This window comes from Ralstonia sp. RRA (assembly GCF_037023145.1).
Classification (GTDB): Bacteria; Pseudomonadota; Gammaproteobacteria; order Burkholderiales; family Burkholderiaceae; genus Ralstonia.
This window is the reverse complement of the sequence record NZ_CP146092.1, coordinates 1,494,100-1,512,227: the sequence shown is the minus strand read 5'-3', so window position 1 is coordinate 1,512,227 and position 18,128 is coordinate 1,494,100. Positions and strand designations below refer to the sequence as shown.

15 protein-coding genes and 4 pseudogenes are annotated in these 18,128 nt (G+C 60.9%); 13 read left to right on the top strand and 6 right to left on the bottom strand.

Going from position 1 to position 18,128, the window contains the following annotated elements:
* The first annotated feature begins 225 nt into the window (after nt 1–225).
* The 3 genes from V6657_RS24760 (at nt 226) to V6657_RS24750 (ending at nt 1,633) form a co-directional block, all read left to right on the top strand.
* Nucleotides 226–606, top strand: coding sequence for a hypothetical protein (locus V6657_RS24760; RefSeq protein WP_012435815.1), 381 nt, complete (start codon nt 226–228; stop codon nt 604–606).
* A 116-nt stretch (nt 607–722) separates the two neighbouring features.
* Nucleotides 723–1,232, top strand: a complete 510-nt coding sequence (locus V6657_RS24755) for a CzcE family metal-binding protein (protein ID WP_012435816.1) — start codon at nt 723–725, stop codon at nt 1,230–1,232.
* A 131-nt stretch (nt 1,233–1,363) separates the two neighbouring features.
* The gene (locus V6657_RS24750) at nt 1,364–1,633 is read left to right on the top strand and encodes a hypothetical protein (protein WP_012435817.1); all 270 of its coding nucleotides are present in this window, start codon (nt 1,364–1,366) and stop codon (nt 1,631–1,633) included.
* A 585-nt stretch (nt 1,634–2,218) separates the two neighbouring features.
* On the opposite strand, the gene lspA is transcribed toward V6657_RS24750, so the two are convergent.
* The 3 genes and pseudogenes from lspA to V6657_RS24735 all read right to left on the bottom strand — a co-directional run bounded on the left by lspA (nt 2,219) and on the right by V6657_RS24735 (nt 6,269).
* On the bottom strand, nt 2,219–3,295 hold the full coding sequence (gene lspA / locus V6657_RS24745) for a signal peptidase II (RefSeq protein WP_012435818.1): 1,077 nt from the start codon (nt 3,293–3,295) through the stop codon (nt 2,219–2,221).
* Nucleotides 3,292–5,085: pseudogene (locus V6657_RS24740) on the bottom strand (heavy metal translocating P-type ATPase); the annotation flags it as partial. The pseudogene V6657_RS24740 and the gene lspA, both read right to left, overlap by 4 nt.
* Before the next feature lie 143 nt (nt 5,086–5,228).
* Nucleotides 5,229–6,269 (bottom strand): DNA-binding protein, encoded by a 1,041-nt coding sequence (locus V6657_RS24735; protein WP_338755347.1) that lies wholly within the window; start codon nt 6,267–6,269, stop codon nt 5,229–5,231.
* Nucleotides 6,270–6,437: 168 nt separating this feature from the next.
* Between V6657_RS24735 and V6657_RS24730 the strand changes: the two genes are divergently transcribed.
* From V6657_RS24730 to V6657_RS24710, 5 genes are read left to right on the top strand one after another with little or no spacing between them, the layout of a single operon-like run.
* A complete protein-coding gene (locus V6657_RS24730) occupies nt 6,438–7,154 on the top strand; it encodes a head GIN domain-containing protein (protein ID WP_238563858.1) in 717 nt (238 codons plus the stop codon).
* 51 nt (nt 7,155–7,205) lie between these two features.
* Complete coding sequence (locus V6657_RS24725; protein WP_004637345.1) at nt 7,206–7,469, top strand: ribbon-helix-helix domain-containing protein; 264 nt, start codon at nt 7,206–7,208, stop codon at nt 7,467–7,469.
* On the top strand, nt 7,469–7,744 hold the full coding sequence (locus V6657_RS24720; RefSeq protein WP_004637348.1) for a type II toxin-antitoxin system RelE/ParE family toxin: 276 nt from the start codon (nt 7,469–7,471) through the stop codon (nt 7,742–7,744). Before V6657_RS24725 ends, V6657_RS24720 begins: the two co-directional genes overlap by 1 nt.
* A gap of 14 nt (nt 7,745–7,758) precedes the next feature.
* Nucleotides 7,759–8,400 carry a hypothetical protein gene (locus V6657_RS24715; RefSeq protein WP_004637349.1) on the top strand — a complete coding sequence of 214 codons (642 nt, stop codon included), beginning with the start codon at nt 7,759–7,761 and terminating at the stop codon, nt 8,398–8,400.
* A 34-nt stretch (nt 8,401–8,434) separates the two neighbouring features.
* Nucleotides 8,435–9,628 (top strand): tyrosine-type recombinase/integrase, encoded by a 1,194-nt coding sequence (locus V6657_RS24710; protein ID WP_004637351.1) that lies wholly within the window; start codon nt 8,435–8,437, stop codon nt 9,626–9,628.
* A gap of 165 nt (nt 9,629–9,793) precedes the next feature.
* Here the strand turns inward: V6657_RS24710 and tnpC are convergent, their stop codons facing one another.
* From tnpC to V6657_RS24695, 3 genes and pseudogenes are all read right to left on the bottom strand, one after another.
* Nucleotides 9,794–10,084 carry a Tn3 family transposase post-transcriptional regulator TnpC gene (gene tnpC, locus V6657_RS24705; RefSeq protein ID WP_338755337.1) on the bottom strand — a complete coding sequence of 97 codons (291 nt, stop codon included), beginning with the start codon at nt 10,082–10,084 and terminating at the stop codon, nt 9,794–9,796.
* A 36-nt stretch (nt 10,085–10,120) separates the two neighbouring features.
* A pseudogene (locus V6657_RS24700) lies at nt 10,121–13,119 on the bottom strand (Tn3 family transposase).
* A 71-nt stretch (nt 13,120–13,190) separates the two neighbouring features.
* The gene (locus tag V6657_RS24695; protein ID WP_157774042.1) at nt 13,191–13,331 is read right to left on the bottom strand and encodes a hypothetical protein; all 141 of its coding nucleotides are present in this window, start codon (nt 13,329–13,331) and stop codon (nt 13,191–13,193) included.
* Nucleotides 13,332–13,445: 114 nt separating this feature from the next.
* Between V6657_RS24695 and argC the strand changes: the two genes are divergently transcribed.
* The 5 genes and pseudogenes from argC to V6657_RS24670 form a co-directional block, all read left to right on the top strand.
* Nucleotides 13,446–14,375 carry an N-acetyl-gamma-glutamyl-phosphate reductase gene (gene argC, locus V6657_RS24690; protein ID WP_003465021.1) on the top strand — a complete coding sequence of 310 codons (930 nt, stop codon included), beginning with the start codon at nt 13,446–13,448 and terminating at the stop codon, nt 14,373–14,375.
* A gap of 410 nt (nt 14,376–14,785) precedes the next feature.
* Nucleotides 14,786–14,944: pseudogene (locus V6657_RS24685) on the top strand (OmpA family protein); the annotation flags it as partial.
* Between the two features lie 414 nt (nt 14,945–15,358).
* Nucleotides 15,359–15,985, top strand: coding sequence for a DNA methyltransferase (locus V6657_RS24680; protein ID WP_003465024.1), 627 nt, complete (start codon nt 15,359–15,361; stop codon nt 15,983–15,985).
* A 24-nt stretch (nt 15,986–16,009) separates the two neighbouring features.
* The gene (locus V6657_RS24675) at nt 16,010–17,038 is read left to right on the top strand and encodes an IS30 family transposase (RefSeq protein WP_003465026.1); all 1,029 of its coding nucleotides are present in this window, start codon (nt 16,010–16,012) and stop codon (nt 17,036–17,038) included.
* 30 nt (nt 17,039–17,068) lie between these two features.
* Nucleotides 17,069–18,106 (top strand): annotated as a pseudogene (locus V6657_RS24670) (HAMP domain-containing methyl-accepting chemotaxis protein); the annotation flags it as partial.
* Nucleotides 18,107–18,128: the final 22 nt, after the last annotated feature.

The following is an 18,128-nucleotide window of genomic DNA, read 5'->3' as shown; positions in this document are numbered from 1 at the left end:
AGGCGACGATCGCATTCCTTTGCAAAAGACACTTGACCTTCCAATGGCTGGAAGGATTACTTTAGAACCATCGCTCGTATAGCCAAACCTGGAATCCAACATCGTGAGCACTATGGCCACCTGCTTGTCCGATGCACAAACTGCCGCCCCATGGCGCAGTGTGCGTGGGCTGCTTGCGATCGGCCGAATTGATCCCGCTGTCGAGTTGGCCATTGGGGAACGGCGATGAAATTCAATGGCATGCACCTTCGACGATTGATCGGCTGGATTCTTCTGGCCAGCCTGTTCTTCTCTCGTCTGGCGGCAGCAAGTTACGTGTGCCAGATGGAGTTGGCAGTCACCCCCGCGGCCCAATATGGGATGTCACGGACCGACTGCCTGAATATTGGCGGCGACCAGTTAACGCTGTGCGCCGACTCATTTGCCAATGGACGCATCTGGGCAAATAGCAACGGCCATCCACCCGATCATGATGGCCCGCCACCCCAGAACGTTCGCCATCCCTGGCCGCTCCCGAGCGCCCACGCCGTTTCTCTGCTTCCCTTACCGTCTCGCGTGACGGTGTCTGCGCCGATCTATCTCCAGACGGCCAGACTCCGACTCTGACTGCCCCGAAAAGCGGCAACTCCCGCCGCTTTCAGTAACACCGGTGCGCACGCCACGCGGCAAGCCAGCCGCCACGGTGTCGCGTGCATGACAGCCAATATTCGGGGCAATTCATCATGAAAGCGATTCAAATTCTTACCACCGCCACACTCGCCGCGCTCAGCCTCTCCGCCTTTGCGGGACCGAACTGGGACGCGATCAACAGTGCGCGCCAAGCCGCGCAACAACGCAAGGTCGCCACCGCCGGTGATCCGGCCGAGCAAGCGATGCACGACCATTGCGCGCAAATGATGGGCCAGATGTCCTCTGACGGGGACAAGATGCACGATCAGATGATGCATCGACTAGGTGGCGCACCGCGCAGCGCAAATGCTCCCTTGTTCGGCGAACGGGCGACAACAGCCGTGGGTGCTCGCACAGTCGTTATCGCGCCGGGAATGAAAGCCGTTCCCGTCCTCGCAGGCGAGACGGTGCGCTTTGACTTCGGCCAGAGCTCAGCGGCATGGACCTTTGCCGCGCGGCCGGGCAGCTCTGCAGTTGAGCTCAGCATGCTCTTTCCGGAGATTCCTGCCGCCAAGGGCATCTGGGCGTATCCCAACGGCACCGGCATGTACGCGGGCCACTAAGCCGACTCGCGGTGAACCGACCAAGTGTCCAGAGGCAGCGCATTGCGCACGGCATCACTGGACATGAGAAACAAAGGAGCCTGAGCCACGGCTACACAGCCACTCAGATCCCAACGATTGGAGAAAGAATCATGAATACGATGAATAAGATAATCCTCGCCAGCGTGGCGCTGGCGACTCTTGGCACGGCCTCGGGCGCTGTAATGGCCGCGCAGAAGGTCGACCCCTATCACGATGGTGCACACGTCGCAGACAAACGGGATATCTACACCGACGGTGCACGCTCGGTGACCGATCCACGCGACCCGTTCACGGATGGCGGCCACATCTCAGCAAGCCCGCGCGATCCATTCACCGACGGAGGTAATGCGTTGGCAGGCCGGGAAACCACAACGGCCTGATGCTGCTCGTTCTTCTAATCAGCAAGAAGGCCGGGAGCGCCACGCGCCCCCGGCCTTCAAGCGCTCCCACGGGATCAAAATGTGATGGCGCAACGAGGCCACCTGGACAGCCTTCGGCTTGTTCGTACGAGTTTCAGCCTGCACAACCCAGCGCGCCGTCGAAGCCCTTAAGGCAAGCGATACGTGCCTTCCAAGCGAATGCAAACACCTGACCGTGAACCGATCACCTGTTTTCGACCTGCCGCATGACGTCATTGTGGCGGTCTTAGTCGCCTTGGCACTGACGTTGTGTGCGATCGGCTTGTTCGCTTGGTACCTACGCCGACGGTATGGCTCTCGCCCCCCGCGCAAGCAGGCTCGCGCGGCTCGTTCGCGCACGCGCATCCGGAAGACCGTGAGACGCCGCAAGTAGCCTTGTCCTATCCTCCTTGCCAACGGGGCCTCCGCGACGCTCCTGCTGCCACTCGTAAGCGTCAGGTCTTTCGTCAAATATGGGCTACTGCTTTTGAAGCATCTCGCCGCACGAGCCTCGGCATGGGCTAAGTGAATCCTTCAAGCCAAGAGCGCGGCTAACCCGGGCAACTATCAGCCAGATAGGCTTTTCGCCGTGGTGCCTTGTCGTTGCATCAATACTGCCAGCATCAAACAGCCCGCACCTGTTGTGATCGCCACGTCGGCGAGGTTGAATGCCGGCCAGTGGAGTTGCATCCAATGCAGATCCAGAAAATCCACAACCTGGCCGCGCCAGATGCGGTCTGCGAGATTGCCTGCTGCACCGCCGAGGATCAGGCTGTAGGCCAAGGCTTCCATGTTAGACAACCGCTTACGCAACACGTGGGCCAACCATACCGAGACAACCAGACTTAGGCCCATAAAGAGATAGCGCTGCCAACCACCTGCATCGGCGAGGAAACTAAATGCCGCGCCGGGATTGCGCACGTACACAAGGTCAAAGGTTGATGTGACCTCAATCCGCTCACCATAGGCAAACGTCCGCGTGATGGCGAACTTGGCAGCTTGATCGGCCATGAAGCAACACGCCGCAATCCCATACCAGGCCACATTCGGTGTGCCACGATGCTTGATCCACATTGCAGCGAGCAGCGGCGCGGCGTAACCGGCGACAGCGACACAGCTAGTCCCAAGAGTCCAACCCGCCAGCACGTCCGCTGGGAAGTGCATCCCGGCTGCAACGCGCGACCACCCGACCGAAGCGGCATACAGCACCAACCCGAGACGGCCCCGAAAGCCCACCAAAGGCCAGAGTGCTCCCGCAACGAGCGCCGCGTAGGTCGCGTGCCCACTGGGCAGGCTGTAATGCAGCTCCGCGACGCCAATGACATGCACGAGATGGCCGAGCACCGCAGGCGGCCGAGGAAAGTCCAGCCACCATTTCAACGTGGAGGCGGCCAGCAAGGCGAGTACAAAGGCCACCCCGAACGTGATGAGACGTTGCCGGACCGCGCATGCGCGTGCCGGATTCGACACAGACACCGACCACCACCAGAGCGTCAGCAGCAAGAGCGGCGCGGTCCAATAGTTGCCAATCAGGCTAAAGAACCACGCCACCGGATCAAGGGTGCTTGGCGTCGCCGAGTTGATGGCACTGAACATCGCGACGTTCCAGCCGCCCCAGTCGTACACAAGGAACTTCCAATTCATTTGCGCAGCAGCCGCAACCCGTTGCCGACCACCAGCAGGCTGGCGCCCATGTCGGCAAACACGGCCATCCACATGGTGGCCTGGCCGGTAAAGGTCAACACCAGGAATACGACCTTGATGCCAAGCGCCAACGCAATGTTCTGCTTCAGCACTCCAGCCGTGGACCGCGAGAGCCGTACGAAGGCCGGAAGCTTGCGCAGATCGTCGTCCATCAGCGCGACGTCGGCCGTTTCGATCGCAGTGTCCGTGCCTGCGGCGCCCATTGCGAATCCAATATCGGCCCGCGCCAGAGCCGGCGCGTCGTTGATGCCATCGCCGACCATGCCGATGGTCCCCTGTGCGGATAGCTGCTCGATTTCGCGCTGCTTGTCTTCCGGCAGCAGGTTGCCCCGAGCCTCGTCGATACCGACCTGCTGCGCGATTGCCTCGGCGGTGTGCGGATTGTCGCCACTCAATATCAGGGTCTTGATGCCCAGAGCATGCAAATCCTTGATGGCTTGGCGACTGCTGTCCTTGATGGTATCGGCCACGCCGAACAGCGCGCGTACGCCGTCCGGGCCGATCAGCATCACAACGGTCTTGCCCTGGGTTTCAAGCGCGGCAAGGTTGGCTTCCAGCGCCGGTGAGCACACACCGAGTTCCTCGACCAGGCGATGGTTGCCAAGGTGATAGAGCGCGCCGTCGATATGACCCTGGACGCCGCGCCCGGGCAAAGCCGCAAAGTCGGTGACGTCGCGTGGGGCTTGAGCTGTGTCCCGCGCCGCACGGGCCACGGCTTGGGAGACGGGGTGATCGGAACGAGCCGCCAGGCTGGCAGCCAGGAATTGGGCGGCAGATGCGTCCGCACCGTTCCAGGCCAGGACGTCGGTCTGCGCCGGCTTGCCATGTGTGATGGTGCCGGTCTTGTCCAGCGCCAACCATTTCAGCTTGCGGCCTTCCTCGAGATAGACCCCGCCCTTGATGAGGATGCCGCGCCGTGCGGCAGCGGCCAGGCCGCTCACAATACTTACCGGCGTCGAAATCACGAGGGCACAGGGGCAAGCGATCACCAGGAGAACCAGGGCCTTGTAGATCCAGCCCAGCCAGGCTGCACCGAAGACCAGCGGAGGGATGATCGCCACCAGCAGTGCGACCGCGAACACGATGGGCGTGTACAGCCGGGCGAACTGGTCGACAAAGCGCTGCGTGGGTGCTCGACTGCCTTGAGCAGCCTCGACTGCGTGAATGATACGAGCCAGTGTGGAGTCGTTCGCCGTAGCAGTAACGCGATACTCGAACGATCCGGACTCGTTGATGGTGCCGGCGAACACGGGGTCGCCTTCAGCTTTCTCGACCGGCAGGCTCTCGCCGGTAATCGGCGCCTGATTGACGGAGGAGCGTCCCTGCAGGACCGTGCCATCGAGCGCGATACGCTCGCCCGGCTTGACCCGTACCCGGCTGCCGACCTCGACGGACTTGGCATCGACGTCGGTCCAACTGCCATCGCTATGCAGAACCGTGGCCGTCTCCGGGGCAAGATCCATCAGGCCGCGAATCGCGTCGCGAGCGCGGTCAAGCGAGCGGGCTTCGATGACTTCAGCCAGGGCGAAGAGGACCATCACCATCGCTGCTTCCGGCCAGTGGCCGATCACCATCGCCCCCGTGACCGCGATCGACATGAGGGCATTCATGTTCAAGTTGCGGTTCTTGAGCGCGATCCAGCCTTTCTTGTAGGTGGACAGCCCACCGGTCAGGATCGCGGCCAGCGCCAGGACCACCACAACCCAGTGATTGCCGCCGTTGAGCCAATAGGGGTCATGCCAAGATGAGGCCAGTTCGCTATCATAAGCCTTCAAGTAATGAAGGCGGCGCGAATCATACGTTTCAGTAATTAAGGATCACGGCGCTTTCGTCCGCTGGCCAACGCGTCCTGGTGTTGCCTTCTTCAACTCGCTCACCAGCCGGCGCGTTGTTTCCGCTTCGGTTTCGGCGCGCTCAGCCCGCCGTAGCGCCTCCTCCAGCAACGACTGGGTCTGCACCAGTTCTTCGGCCGTTTCACGCTGCCGCGTGGCGGCTCCTCCGCCTGCTGCCGCACTGCGCCCAGTTCCATGCGCAACGTGCCGATCGCATTGGCATGTGTCACGGCGCTTTCTTGCATCGCGGTACGCGCGGCCACAACCTGCGCACGTAGCTCATCGGCCAGCTTGTCGCTTTTCTGACGGGCGGTGCGCTCCTGGTCGATCTCGCGCAACGCACGTTTCTCGTGGCTGGCGGCACGCTCTTCTGCTGCATCCGCGCGGGCCCGCTCACGATCGAGCTGCGCGCCAAATTCAACCCGAGCCTGTGTGAGCTGCTGTGCCGCCTCGTCCAACTGCCGGCGGGTCTCCTGCAGACGCGCTTCGGTTGCTGCGTGGCCCTGGCGCTCAGCAGACAGCATTTCTTGAAGCGCGGCAAGCTGCCCGCGCACCGAGTCCAGCTGTGCCTGAATGACCGCGGTCGCTTGTCGCGCGGTTTCGCTTTCCGCAGTGGCTTGGTCGCGCGCGGCTTCGGCGGCGTGCGCCTGGTGGCGCGCTTCGGCCCGCAGTGCGGCCAGTTCGGTGGCCGCCGCGGACGAGGCCGCTTGCCAGATGGCCAACACTGCCTCGGCGGCAACCTGCTTCAAGGCCTCGGGGAGATCTGGGTGGTCGATCGTCACCCGTGTTTTGTCGCGCAGGTCCTGCCAGAACCGGTTCAGCACGTGGGAAGGTGTGCTCATGCTGCCCTTGCGCACCAGACTGTAGAGCTTGTTGGCCGTCGGTGTGACGCCATAGCGGAAAAACAGCAGCGCGCAGACTTCGCGGTACAGCTCCCGCGTCTCGGTGAAACGGCCGCGCAGCGCCGCGATATCGGCCTGCAGCGCTTGGTCTTCGGCGGTGGATGCGGGGTCAAGCGTCATGACGGGCCTGGATTTCAGTTCGAATGAGTCAATAATATGCCGTAAACCGCGTGATTTCATAATTTCAAGTACAAACTTGAGACATAAGTACGCTTCTGTCTAGACTATACTGCGCACTGGCCCCGCACAATACGCCTCGCCCGAGGTGACCTCGCAGGCGGTTGATTGTCCTACGTTGAATCACTATGATTGGTTTCTAATCGACATGATTGGATGACGCCGAACCTCATGAATCTCTCCGATATGCCCTCCACCGGTACCGGCTGGGATCGCCTTGAAGCCGCCTTCAAGGAGGAGCGTCCCCTGCAGCCGATCCGCAAGATCGTCGTCAAAGGCTCGGTCGACATGGTGTTCCGGCGCGCGGACACGCCAACGCTGGTCGTTGCCGGCGAAACGGCGGATGCGGTGACCTCGGTCCGGACCGCCTACAAAGGCGACAAACTGGTGATCGAGCGCGAAGGCGTGTCGATCCGCTTCGGCAGCAGCCACATGACCTTCCACGGCACGGTCGGCTCGGTGGTCTTGGGCGACATCGTGAACGGCAAGCCCACCGGGCCGGCCATTTCCCTGCACCAGCCGCGCGCGGTGGTCGGCATCGCGCTGCCCGAGTTCCCGGCGATCAAGATCAAGGGCAGCGGCGATGTCACCTTGCTCGATCTGCAGCAAGACGCCTTGGACCTGGAAATCCCGGGTTCGGGCGATATCACCGCCAGCGGCCACGTCGCCCGCTTGCACGTGCAGGTCGTGGGCTCTGGCGATGTCGATGCCAGTGCGCTGATCGCCGAGTCGGCCGACCTGTCGGTGGCGGGTTCCGGCGACATTGACGCCTTCGTGCGGACCGAGGTGCGCGCCCGCGTGGCCGGCTCGGGTGACATCGTCGTGCGGGGCAACCCGCTGCGCTGGGACGACCACGTGGCTGGCTCCGGCACGATCAAGTTTCGTTGACGGCGGCAGGCCCAGCACTCCGCTGCATTGACCCGATTTCAGGAGGACGCCATGTCCAAAGCCGAAACCCGCGTATTGACCGCACATGTCCCAGTGCCGCTGGCCGAGAAGGTGGACCAGTTGGCCGACCGCCTCGAACGCTCGCGCGGCTGGATCATGAAACAGGCACTGTCGGCCTGGATCGCCCAGGAAGAGGAGCGCGACCGCCTCACCCGCGAGGCGCTGGCCGACGTGGACGCCGGCCGCGTCATTGGCCACCAGGCCGTGCAGGCCTGGGCGGACAGCCTGGGTGCCGGTGAGCCGGTGCCGCGCTGATGGAACTGCAGTGGACCAGCAAGGCGCAGGAAGACCTCACGCGCCTGTATGAGTTTCTCGCGCCGGTGAACAGGCCGGCCGCCGCGCGCGCGGTGCAGGCTTTGGTCAAGGCGCCAGAAATCCTGCTGACCAACCCGCGCGTGGGCGAGCAACTGTTCCAGTTCGAACCGCGCGAAGTGCGGCGCATGCTCGTCGGCCAGTATGAAATGCGCTACGAGATCCGGGGCGAGAGCATTTACCTGCTGCGGCTGTGGCACACCCGCGAAGACCGATAACAGGGAGCAAGACCATGCTGGAGTACCGACTGACGCCGAACCATGCCGGCGTCGCATTGTGGTGGGATTTCGCGGCGCTGGAGCGCCTGCACGGCTTCATCCACTACGTCGTGCAGGAAAGCGTCTACATCGAGGACAAGGAAGGCTTCGTGCTCGGCTTGGCGTACGACGTGCGCAAAGCCTATTCGGGGCAGCGCAGCGTGGACCAACGCGGCGATACCAAGGACGACCGTTGCCGTATCTACGGCGTCGAAGTCCTGTGGCCCGTACTCCTGACGCAAGTCGGGGTGCTGCGCCAGGCCATGGCCTTCATCCCGACCAACAAGCTGGACCAGTCGATCATGTTCGAGCTGGAGCACGTGGTCGAATCGGCGGTGCGCGCCGCCACGCCGGTGTTGGCCGATGAAGTCATCCACCGCACGCGGTCCGCTGCGAGCGCCACCTATGTCCACCTAGACAGCGTGCTCGATAGCCGCTGCCGGTACTTCATTGCACTGCCGCCCAAACAGCGCCTCAAGATGCTGCCCAAGGTGATGGCGACGTTCGACCCGATGTACGGGATCTTGGCCAAGTCGGATATCACGTTGCGCCCCGATGTCATCCCACCCACCGCCTTCGTCGACAGCGACGAAGACTGGCCGGACTTCGAGTGGTGAAACGCCCGCACGCTAGGACGGCGGCCCTGCATCGATGACCCATCCCGTTCCATCGTTCAACGGTCCCGCGGTGGCCATCGAGCAGTTGCGCATCCCGCCAGCGCTCTCGGGCCTTCACGGCGCCAACCGCGCACGCGAAGCGAGCCGCCAAATCACGGCGGATGACGACCTGGCCGCCGTGGCTGCGTGGCTCGCCCGCTATGCCGGCGTGCCCGGCACGGTCGCCACCTACCGCAAGGAAGCCGAACGCCTGATACTGTGGGCGATTCTCCAGCACGGCAAGCCGCTGTCTTCACTCACCCACGAGGACCTGCTGCTCTACGAGCGCTTCCTGGCCGACCCGCAGCCAGCTTGGCGTTGGGTGATGGCCTCACGCAAGAAGCTGGCGAGAAGCTCGCCCGACTGGCGCCCCTTCGCCGGTCCACTGTCGCCCACGAGCGTGCGGCATGCGATGACGATCCTCAACGCGCTCTTCGCCTGGCTGGTGCAAGCCGGATACCTCGCCGGGAATCCGCTCTCGCTCGCGCGCCGTCGCAGCGCCAAGACAGCCCCGCGCGTGACGCGCTACCTCACGCATGCGCATTGGGACATCGTCAAAGCCACGATCGAAACCCTGCCCGTCGCGACGGAACGCGACCGGCTGCACGCGGCCCGTTGCCGGTGGTTGTTCTCCGTGCTGTATTTGGCCGGCCTGCGCTTAGCGGAAATCGCCTCCACGCGCATGGGCGCCGTGTTCTCTCGCCGGGACGCGGCGGGCGTCGAGCGCTGGTGGATCGAGGTGCACGGCAAAGGCGGCAAGACGCGCCTGGTGCCCGCCACCGATGAACTGATCGCGGAGCTGGCGCGCTATCGGCGCATCTGCGGCCTGCCGCCGTCACCGCAGATCGGCGAAACACGCCCTTTGCTGCTGCCCGTGATCGGCCCGGAAAAGCCGTTATCGCGCGCGGCGATTCACCTGATCGTCAAGGAGGTGTTCAAGCTCGCGGCCGACCGCGTGCGTGCACAGGGTCCCGAGTTTGGCGCGCAGGCTGACGTGCTCGCCAGCGCATCGTCCCACTGGCTGCGCCACACGGCCGGCTCGCACATGTCCGACCAACAGGTGGACCTGCGCTTCGTGCGTGACAACTTCGGCCATGCGTCGCTCGCCACGACGAGTGTCTACCTCCACGCGGAAGATGACGCACGCCACCAGGCAACGCAAGCCAGCCACCGGCTTGGCTGGAACTGAGCGTACCCAATTCTCGATGGCATGCTCCACGCGCGGCGGCTGCCGGCATCACCCACGAAAACGGGCAAATCGCCATGGCAGCCAGCGCATCGAAGGCGCCACCATGAGCTGGCCAACGAAGCGTGGCGACGCCTTCTACGTTGGCTTTCGGGCCGAATGGCTCGGCTAGTCGGCTGGGCTCAGGTGTTCCAGTGGCTCCAATGATTGGCGCATCCGCTCCAGTGCCGCGAGCCAGTCGCCAAGCTCCATCAGCACCGCGTCGACTTGTTCAACCAGTGTCGGTCCATCCGTGCTGTAGGCTAGGCTCGCGTCGTTAATCACGGTATGAGCCATGCCGTGCAGGCGCAGCAGATCGTCGCGCAACCCGTCCGGCGCGCATCGTGCTCGAATCCCATCGAGCAACTCCACCGCATGCAGAATGGTGCGGGTATCGAACGACTGCCGGAGCCCCTGCAATGCTTCGCTGTCGACATCCCCGTAGGGGTCTTGGTCTCAGGCATGGCGAGCCCTGCGGACAGCGCGGGCGGGTCCCGCGAACAACCCATCGCGAATCCAGGCCTCCGGTACGCGCTCTAGGTGCAGCTTGTAGTCACCAAAGCGCTTGATGTTGTGGGTCAGATAAGGACTCAGGAATTCGATGTCGGCGACGTTCACTTTGATGCCCTCGCTGACCATCGTGCGTAGGGCCTGCATCAGGTCTGCGGTGTTCTGGAGGATCACGGCCGAGGCGATCAGGTCGTTGTAGCGCAGGCGTTTCTGCTGCTCCTCGGGCTCGTTTTCCGCGATCACGTCACCACCGAACGAGAACCACTTCGCAAAGCCGTTGTACGACTCGATCTTGTTGGTGGTGGCGGTCACTTCCTGGCGCAGCTCGCGACTGCCGACCCATTCGAGCAGGTACACGGTGCGCACGACGTTGCCCAGTTCTCGCGCGGCCAGGTAGAGGCGGTTCTTGCGGCTCTCCGAGCCCAATCTGCGCAGCAGCAGCGGCGAAGAGATGGTGCCGGCCTGGATCGACAGCGCCACCTGCATCAGGTCCTGCCAGTGAAAAGCGATCAGATCCCAGTCGACCACCGCCGAGAACAACGAATCGATGTGCTTGTATTTGACGCCGGCATCGGGCTTGTACAGATCCAGTTCCTTCCAGTTGCGAATGCGGGGCATCAGATTGATGCCAAGCAAGTGGGTGAAAGCGAAGACCGCCGCCGACTGCCCCTGCGTGTCGGCGTGCACGGTGTCGGCCTCGACGCTCAGGTTGGCCTTGAGCAGCCCTTCGATGACATAGATGGCTTCCCACACACCAGGCGGGATGAAGTGCCGAAACACCGCGATGTAATTGTCGGCCACATGCCGGTAAGCCACGGCGCCCATCTTGTGGTAACGAAAATGATAGCCGGCCAGCAGATTGTTGTCGTAGAAGTCGTATTGGGTACCGTCGGCGGCCACCGTTTTGCCGTCGCCCCAGTGTTTAGGCAAATCCAGGCGCAGGTACAGCTCGATCAGCTCGCGCTGCGCGGTCTCCAGCTTCTCCAGGCTCATGTGCCGCCGGTTGACGAACGACATCATATGGGGGTGACGCGATCGCCCATATGGCGCGCAGCTTGAGTGGGTCCGAGATTGCAACCCATCGCGAAGATCGTCAGCAGATAGCGTTCGGCGGCGTTGCGGATCTTAGGATCGTTGCCGGAGAGCGGCCCGAAGTGCCGGGTGAACTGGGTCCAGTGCTCGATATTGGCCAGCACGTCGAGCAGGTTGCGCGTCGGCATGCGGCGGATCAGCGCCTGCTGCAAGGCAACGGCCGAGGGCGGAGTTTCGCGCGCAGCGGTGCGCTTGAGTAAGGGTTCGCCGTCAGCGCTGATGGTGACGTGCTGGCGCTTGTCCGGAAAACTTTTGTCCAGCGTCTGCGCGGCGTCGGCCAGCCACTGCTTGAGGTGCGCGACGAACTCCTGCGCGTTGGCCGGCAGATCCAGCTTGGCGCAGTACTCTGGCAAGCGCCGCTCGCACTCGCGCCACGGCAACAGGTGGCCCCGGTAGTCGGCAAAGGCGTCTGACCCCACCACGCACAGATCACCCGAGCGCAACTCGTTGACCATGTGGGACAGCACGCACAACTCCAAGTAGCGCCGGTTGGTGGGCGGACCCTCGTGGTGCGCTCGCCGGACCAGCTTGCGCCAGCGCTCGGAGGCAAAACTGAGATCGACTTCAGCAGCGATCCACTCCCGGTGCAGTGATTCGTTTTCCAGCGCGACCTCCAGCCCGGCTAACAACGTGCGTGATTGGCTGGTCGACTCCCACTCCAACACGCGGGCGAGGCGCAACATCACCGAACGGTGGGCGCGGAAGTGCCGCCACAACAGCGGCAGATAGTTGTTGCCGCTGAAAGCCCGCACTTCGGCGCAGCGCTCGCGCAGGGGCTCCAGGTCGCCATTGGGAGCCAACAGCTTGCGCACCTGCGCGCCGATTCGGGCATCGTCACCGCCATCGGCGACGATATCGACGACACCGTCCAGCACGGTGACAAGGCCTTCGAGCTTGGCGCGCTGGCGAGACTGGATGTATTCCAGTTCGTCCTGGGCCCGCTTGTGGATCGCGCCCATACGCCGGATAAACATTTCGGCGAGATCGTCGCGACTGCGCACGCGCATGTGAGCAAGCAAGGCCACGATCAACGTATAGCGCTTCTCAGGCAGCGTTTCCTTGAGGTTGGCTGCGTCCAGGCCCATGGCCTGGTTGGCCAGCGAACGTAGCTTGGTGGCAGGCACGCCTTCCAGGACGCCGGATAGGTCGCCAAAAGAATCCAACCACTCCAGATGCTCGATCAGCAGGTTCAGGTGTTTGCGCGAGGGCCGCCGGGCATGTCGCTTGATGTTGTTGTAGGCGGTCTGCCGGTTGGCGAATTCGCGCGTGAGAAGCTTGTCCAGGCGCTGCCGATCCTCTTCAGAGAGCCGGCGTGCGACCCGCCTGAACATTGCGTTTTGGGTGCGGGCATGGATTTGCTCGACGATGGTGTCGAGCGTTGAGAACGCAGGCAGTTCAACCTGCTGCAAGATCAGCGCATCAATAGTCGCGTTGATAATGTCCACCGGCTGATCCATCGTCTCGGCCGCTTCACGTGCAGCGCGGATGGTGACCTCATTGGCGTCGGTGCCAATGTAGGGTTGCACGCCGAGGAATTGCCGCACGACGACGTAATGCCGGAACAGCGTGGGAGAGACTTTGCGGTCGTAACCGAACGGCGTATCGGGGTCCAACCCCGCGCAAACTCGCACGTGATCGACTACGGCGGTGGGAATCGCATCAAGATAGGGGAAATAGTGCAGTTGCTGGAAGATCTTGAGCAGCACCAAGAGACCTAGGCGCGGACTCTGGCCGCGGGTCGAGCGGGTTGCCCAGTCCAACTCCTCAGCGGTCGGCGTGTAGCAGGCCTGCAGCTCTTTCGTGGAGAAGACCTTTGGGAAACGCGGGTAGGCAGTGCGCTCGACGGTGGCCATACAGGGATCTCCACAATCGCTGAAGGGCCGGCCAGTCTAGCCGACGGCAAAGGCGGAAATCCAGAGGCTCTTTATAACCAAGAGGCATGCATGCAAACTTCTACATAACTGGCGGGCTTATGATAGCGAATTGGCCTTATCTTGGCATGACCCCAACCCAGGTCGGCAATGGCCACCAACGTGCGCAGACGGTCCAGGCTGATTTCGCGCATGAGTCACTCCTTGTTCAGAAAAGCTGAATTTCATCGTTTAGAAATTCAACTTTTCCTATCTTAGCCCCTCACTGAAGATTGGAACTCCTGATTTCCTATGTCCGAGAGCATTCCATGGCAAGTCCTCTTATATTCATCGACGGCGACCAAGGCACCACCGGGTTGCAAATCCATCAACGTCTACGCGACCGGACCGATCTGCGGCTTATCACGCTCAGCCCCGAACATCGCAAGGATCCGCAACGTCGCGCCGAAATCATCAACGCCTGCGACATCGCGATTCTCTGCTTGCCCGACCAAGCCGCACGCGACGCTGTAGCGAGCATCGAAAACCCCGCCGTTCGGGTGATCGATGCGAGTTCGGCGCACCGCACCCATCCAGACTGGACCTATGGTTTCGCGGAGATGAACTCGCAGCAGGCCCAACGCATCGCCACGGCACGGCGGGTCAGCAATCCCGGTTGCTATCCCACGGGGGCGATAGGGCTGCTGCGCCCATTGCTGGAGGCCGGGTTGCTGCCCAGGGACTATCCGACGAACATTCATGCTGTGTCGGGCTATTCCGGAAAAGGGCGCGTTGGCGTGCAAGAGCATGAGGGAGAGGGCGCATCACAGGCGCCCGCGTTTCAGGTTTATGGTCTGGGGCTGGCACACAAACATATTCCGGAGATTCAGCAGCAAAGCGGTCTGATGGAGCGGCCGATGTTTGTGCCGGCTTATGGGGCTTTTCGGCAGGGGATCGTGCTGACCATACCGTTGCAACTTCGCTTGTTGGCGCCGGGCGTGGATGCGGTGCGGTTGCATGCGTGTCTTATGCAGCACTACGTCGATGCGGACCATGTACAGGTGATGTCGATGCAGGAGGCCAAAGGGTTGACGTGCCTTGATCCTCAGGCGCTTAACGGGACTGATAGTTTGCGATTGGTGGTGTGTGAAAATGATGAGACGGGGCAGGTTTTGTTGGCTGCGGTGTTTGACAATCTTGGGAAGGGAGCCGCTGGAGCGGCGGTGCAGAATCTGGATTTGATGGTTGCAGGAACATGACTCCGACTACCCACTGGCTCTAGAGTCTATGGCTCGAATTTTCGAGCGGTTGTTTCCTCTCTGTTTATGGCCTGGCATCGACGGCATTAAACGAGTCGAAAACAGAATCTACGCGTGTCAGCAGTTTGCAATCCAGTCAGGCTTTGAAGTTAAACGGTCGTCCACGACAGGCAGCAATCGGCCAACAGCGGCCGTTTTAGAGTAGGGAAAATAAATCCCCTTTTCTGCTGTCTACGCTTCGCAGCGCCGGTTACCCGGTCACCACGCAAGACTCGCTTCCGGTCGGTGGCTAACCTTTACCGGGCGGGGGTCATACCCGCTGGGTTTCTTACGCCATTTCGTGACGGCTTGCGCCGTCATTCCCAGGCGACCAAGCTTTGCCTGGCGCACATAAATCAGTCCCCTTTTTCTCTTTGCGCAGCAATGGCGTCGATCCTTCGCGCCTGCAAACCTTTGGTGCAGGCTCCAGCTCGCCCATTGCCCCCAACGACACCGCCGAGGGTCGCGCCCAAAATCGCCGCGTTGAAATCAAACTGGTGCCCCGTAGCGGCGCTGTAGCTCAAGGGTAATGGTGCCTTGGTGCTCTTTTCGTCGGATGCCCAGCTATCTTTTAATGGGTTACGGGCGATTTGCAGTGGGCTCCAAAACCTGGCCTCAGGAGGTGCAAGCTCCCGTGGCACCGGCTTTGGACTGGGCAGACCAATACGCCGGCCCATAAGCCCATAAGGATCCCGGCCTCGGCCGGGTTCTTTATGCCCGCTTCGCGGGCTTGAGCCCAGAAGGGAGCGGCGTGCGCCGGATTCGCATCTGCCAGCCAGTACGCAGCCCGTTTGGAACTCAGTTGATCCGTCTTTTTCAACGGTTTAACAGCCAAATCAATACGTTCACAAGTACACTCGCCACCCTAGGGATGGTGAAGCATCCACGAGCGGTACTAGAATTTTCAGCTTTTCGGTGCCGCCGCACGAATTCAAGGGGCAAGCATGGATTACGAACAACTGCCGAGGGCCGCCTTGGTCCGTATGCTGCAGGAGCATGATGCGGCGCTTGCCGATGCTGGCAAGAATGGCATCGTTATGAGTTACACCGGGCGGGCTGCTCCCTGGCAGATCATCCGCCAGGTCAAGCCGAAGCTGCATCGTATTATCAAGAAAGTATCCTTTGGAGAGGAAACCGCCCAGTCAGAGAATGAGATCTGGGACGGTGAAAACCTTTCTGCGATGGTCACGCTCTATAAATATCGTGGTCAAGTTGATCTTGTAGTAACAGACCCGCCGTACAACACCGGCGAGGACTTCCGCTATAACGACAAGTGGGACAAGGATCCAAACGATCCAGATCTCGGCGATGTAGTTCCTAAAGATGATGGGTCCAAGCACAGCAAATGGTTGCGCTTCATGACACCCAGAATCTGGATGATGCGTGAGATGCTAACCCCAGGCGGGGTTATGGCTATCTGTATTGATCATAGGGAACTATTTAGACTTGGCATGCTCATGGACGAAATCTTCGGCGAAGAGAATCGCATTGGCATAATCAATTGGCAGAAAAGCTATTCACCTCGCAGTGATAATAAGGGGGCGGCGGCGAAAACTGAGTGCAACACCTGACCTTTCCGGTACGGTGCTGTCCCTATGTCTTATTCCGAACTCAGCGTTGAAGAGCGCGCCACCATTCAAATCGGTCATGCCCAAGGTTTCAGCCTGCGCGGGATTGCCTGCTTGATCAACCGATCCCCTTCGACCATCAGCCGGGAGCTGCGCCGCAATCGAGATGCCTGTGGCGGCTACTCGGCCCGCGTGGCCCAGCAGCAGATGCAGGCCCGCCGTCAGGTGTGTCGACCGAAGCAAAAGCTGTTGCCGGGTAGCGAGCGCTTCGAATTGGTGGCGCATATGCTGCGTGAGCGTTTGTCTCCCGAGCAGATTGCCGGCAAGCTGCGCAGCATGAATATTCCCAGCCTCAGAGATGCCTACGTCTGTCGCGAGACGATCTATAACGCGATCTATGCCTTGCCAGTCGGCGAGCTGCGTAAAGAGCTGATCATCTGCCTGCGCCAAAGCAAGACGATGCGCAGGCCGCGCTCTGGCGGCGTGGATCGGCGCGGTCAGATCCCTGAGAGGGTCAGTATTCATGTACGTCCGCCGGAGATCGAAGACCGACTGATGCCAGGGCATTGGGAAGGCGACCTGATCAAGGGCAAGGCCAACGCCTCGTCTGTAGGTACGCTGGTGGAGCGCACCAGTGGCTACCTGATGCTGGTGAAGATGAACGACGCGACGGCGACCTCGGCGATGGAAGGCTTCAGTGCAGCGCTCAATGGCATGCCGCTGGCGATGCGCAAGAGCATGACCTACGACCAGGGCCGAGAAATGGCGCGGCATGCTGAAATCACCCAGCAGACCGGGGTGGCGATTTACTTCTGCGACCCGCACAGCCCTTGGCAGCGCGGCAGTAACGAAAACATCAATGGCCTGATCCGCCAGTACCTGCCCAAAGGCACGGACTTGTCGGTGCATAGCCAGGAGGAACTGGATGCCATCGCACTGCAACTGAACATGCGCCCCCGTAAGCGCTTCGACTTCAAGTGTCCGATCGAGGTTATGGACGAGGTGATGCAGGAAGCTATGGCTATGCGGCATGATGCTCCAGCTTCAATTCAATAACCGTGTTGCACTCAGCTCCTGTAACCGCCCACTTTAATGTCAGGAAGCTTAAGCTCTGTTAGTGTTTTGGCTATTCTCTCTCCTCTTGGAAGACTGGTTGAAAGAGCCAGGAATATTTCCAATAACCCATTAAGTCAATCCCTCTACACTGGGCGCACCGATGAGTTTGGCCAAATAGAGTTTGCTTTACGAATGATGCAAGCTGAAACAGGCGCCATAGTAGGTCGCATAGGTGATGCATCAAATCGGCTTAGCGAACACACCCGAGGCCTACTAAAGGATATTGAGTCAAGCAATGTACTTACAGTTGAGCAGCAGGCAGAGACAGATCAAATAGCAACGGCAGTAAACCAAATGGCGGCAAGCATTCAAGAGGTTGCGAGCAATGCACAGCATGCTGCAGATGCGGCCGGAAGAGCAGACACTGAGACGGCATCTGGCCAGCGTCTGGTAGCCCACACAAGCCAGTCAATCACTGCCCTTGAAGGTGAAATTAGGCAAGCCGCTCAGGTTATTCATGAGCTTGAAGGTCAAAGTAACGAGATATCAAAAGTTCTTGACGTTATACGAGGGATCGCCGAGCAAACGAATTTGTTGGCACTCAACGCAGCAATTGAGGCCGCGCGTGCTGGTGAGCAGGGGCGTGGTTTTGCTGTTGTCGCCGATGAGGTTCGCAGTCTTGCTGCTCGCACACAGCAATCGACAACGGATATTCAAAGCATGATCAGCGCTCTACAAGAGCGAGCGCAATCCGCTGTTACAGTCATGGAGCAAAGTAGTCGGCAAGCGCACACGAGTGTAGCTCACGCAGAGGAAGCAGCTACAGCTCTTGATGGAATTGGCCAACGCGTTAACGAAATTACCGACATGAACGCGCAAATAGCGACTGCGGTCGAGCAGCAGGGAGCAGTAAGTGAAGACATAAACCGCAGTATTATCAATATACGCGATGCTGCTGATACCAATGTACAGACCGGGCAGAATAATTTGCAAAGTGCGAAATCTGTCGCTCAGTTAACTAGCGCTCTGAGCGAACTGGCAAAACAGTTTTGGGAAAAACGAGGATAACGCTTTTCAGTATCTCGACAGG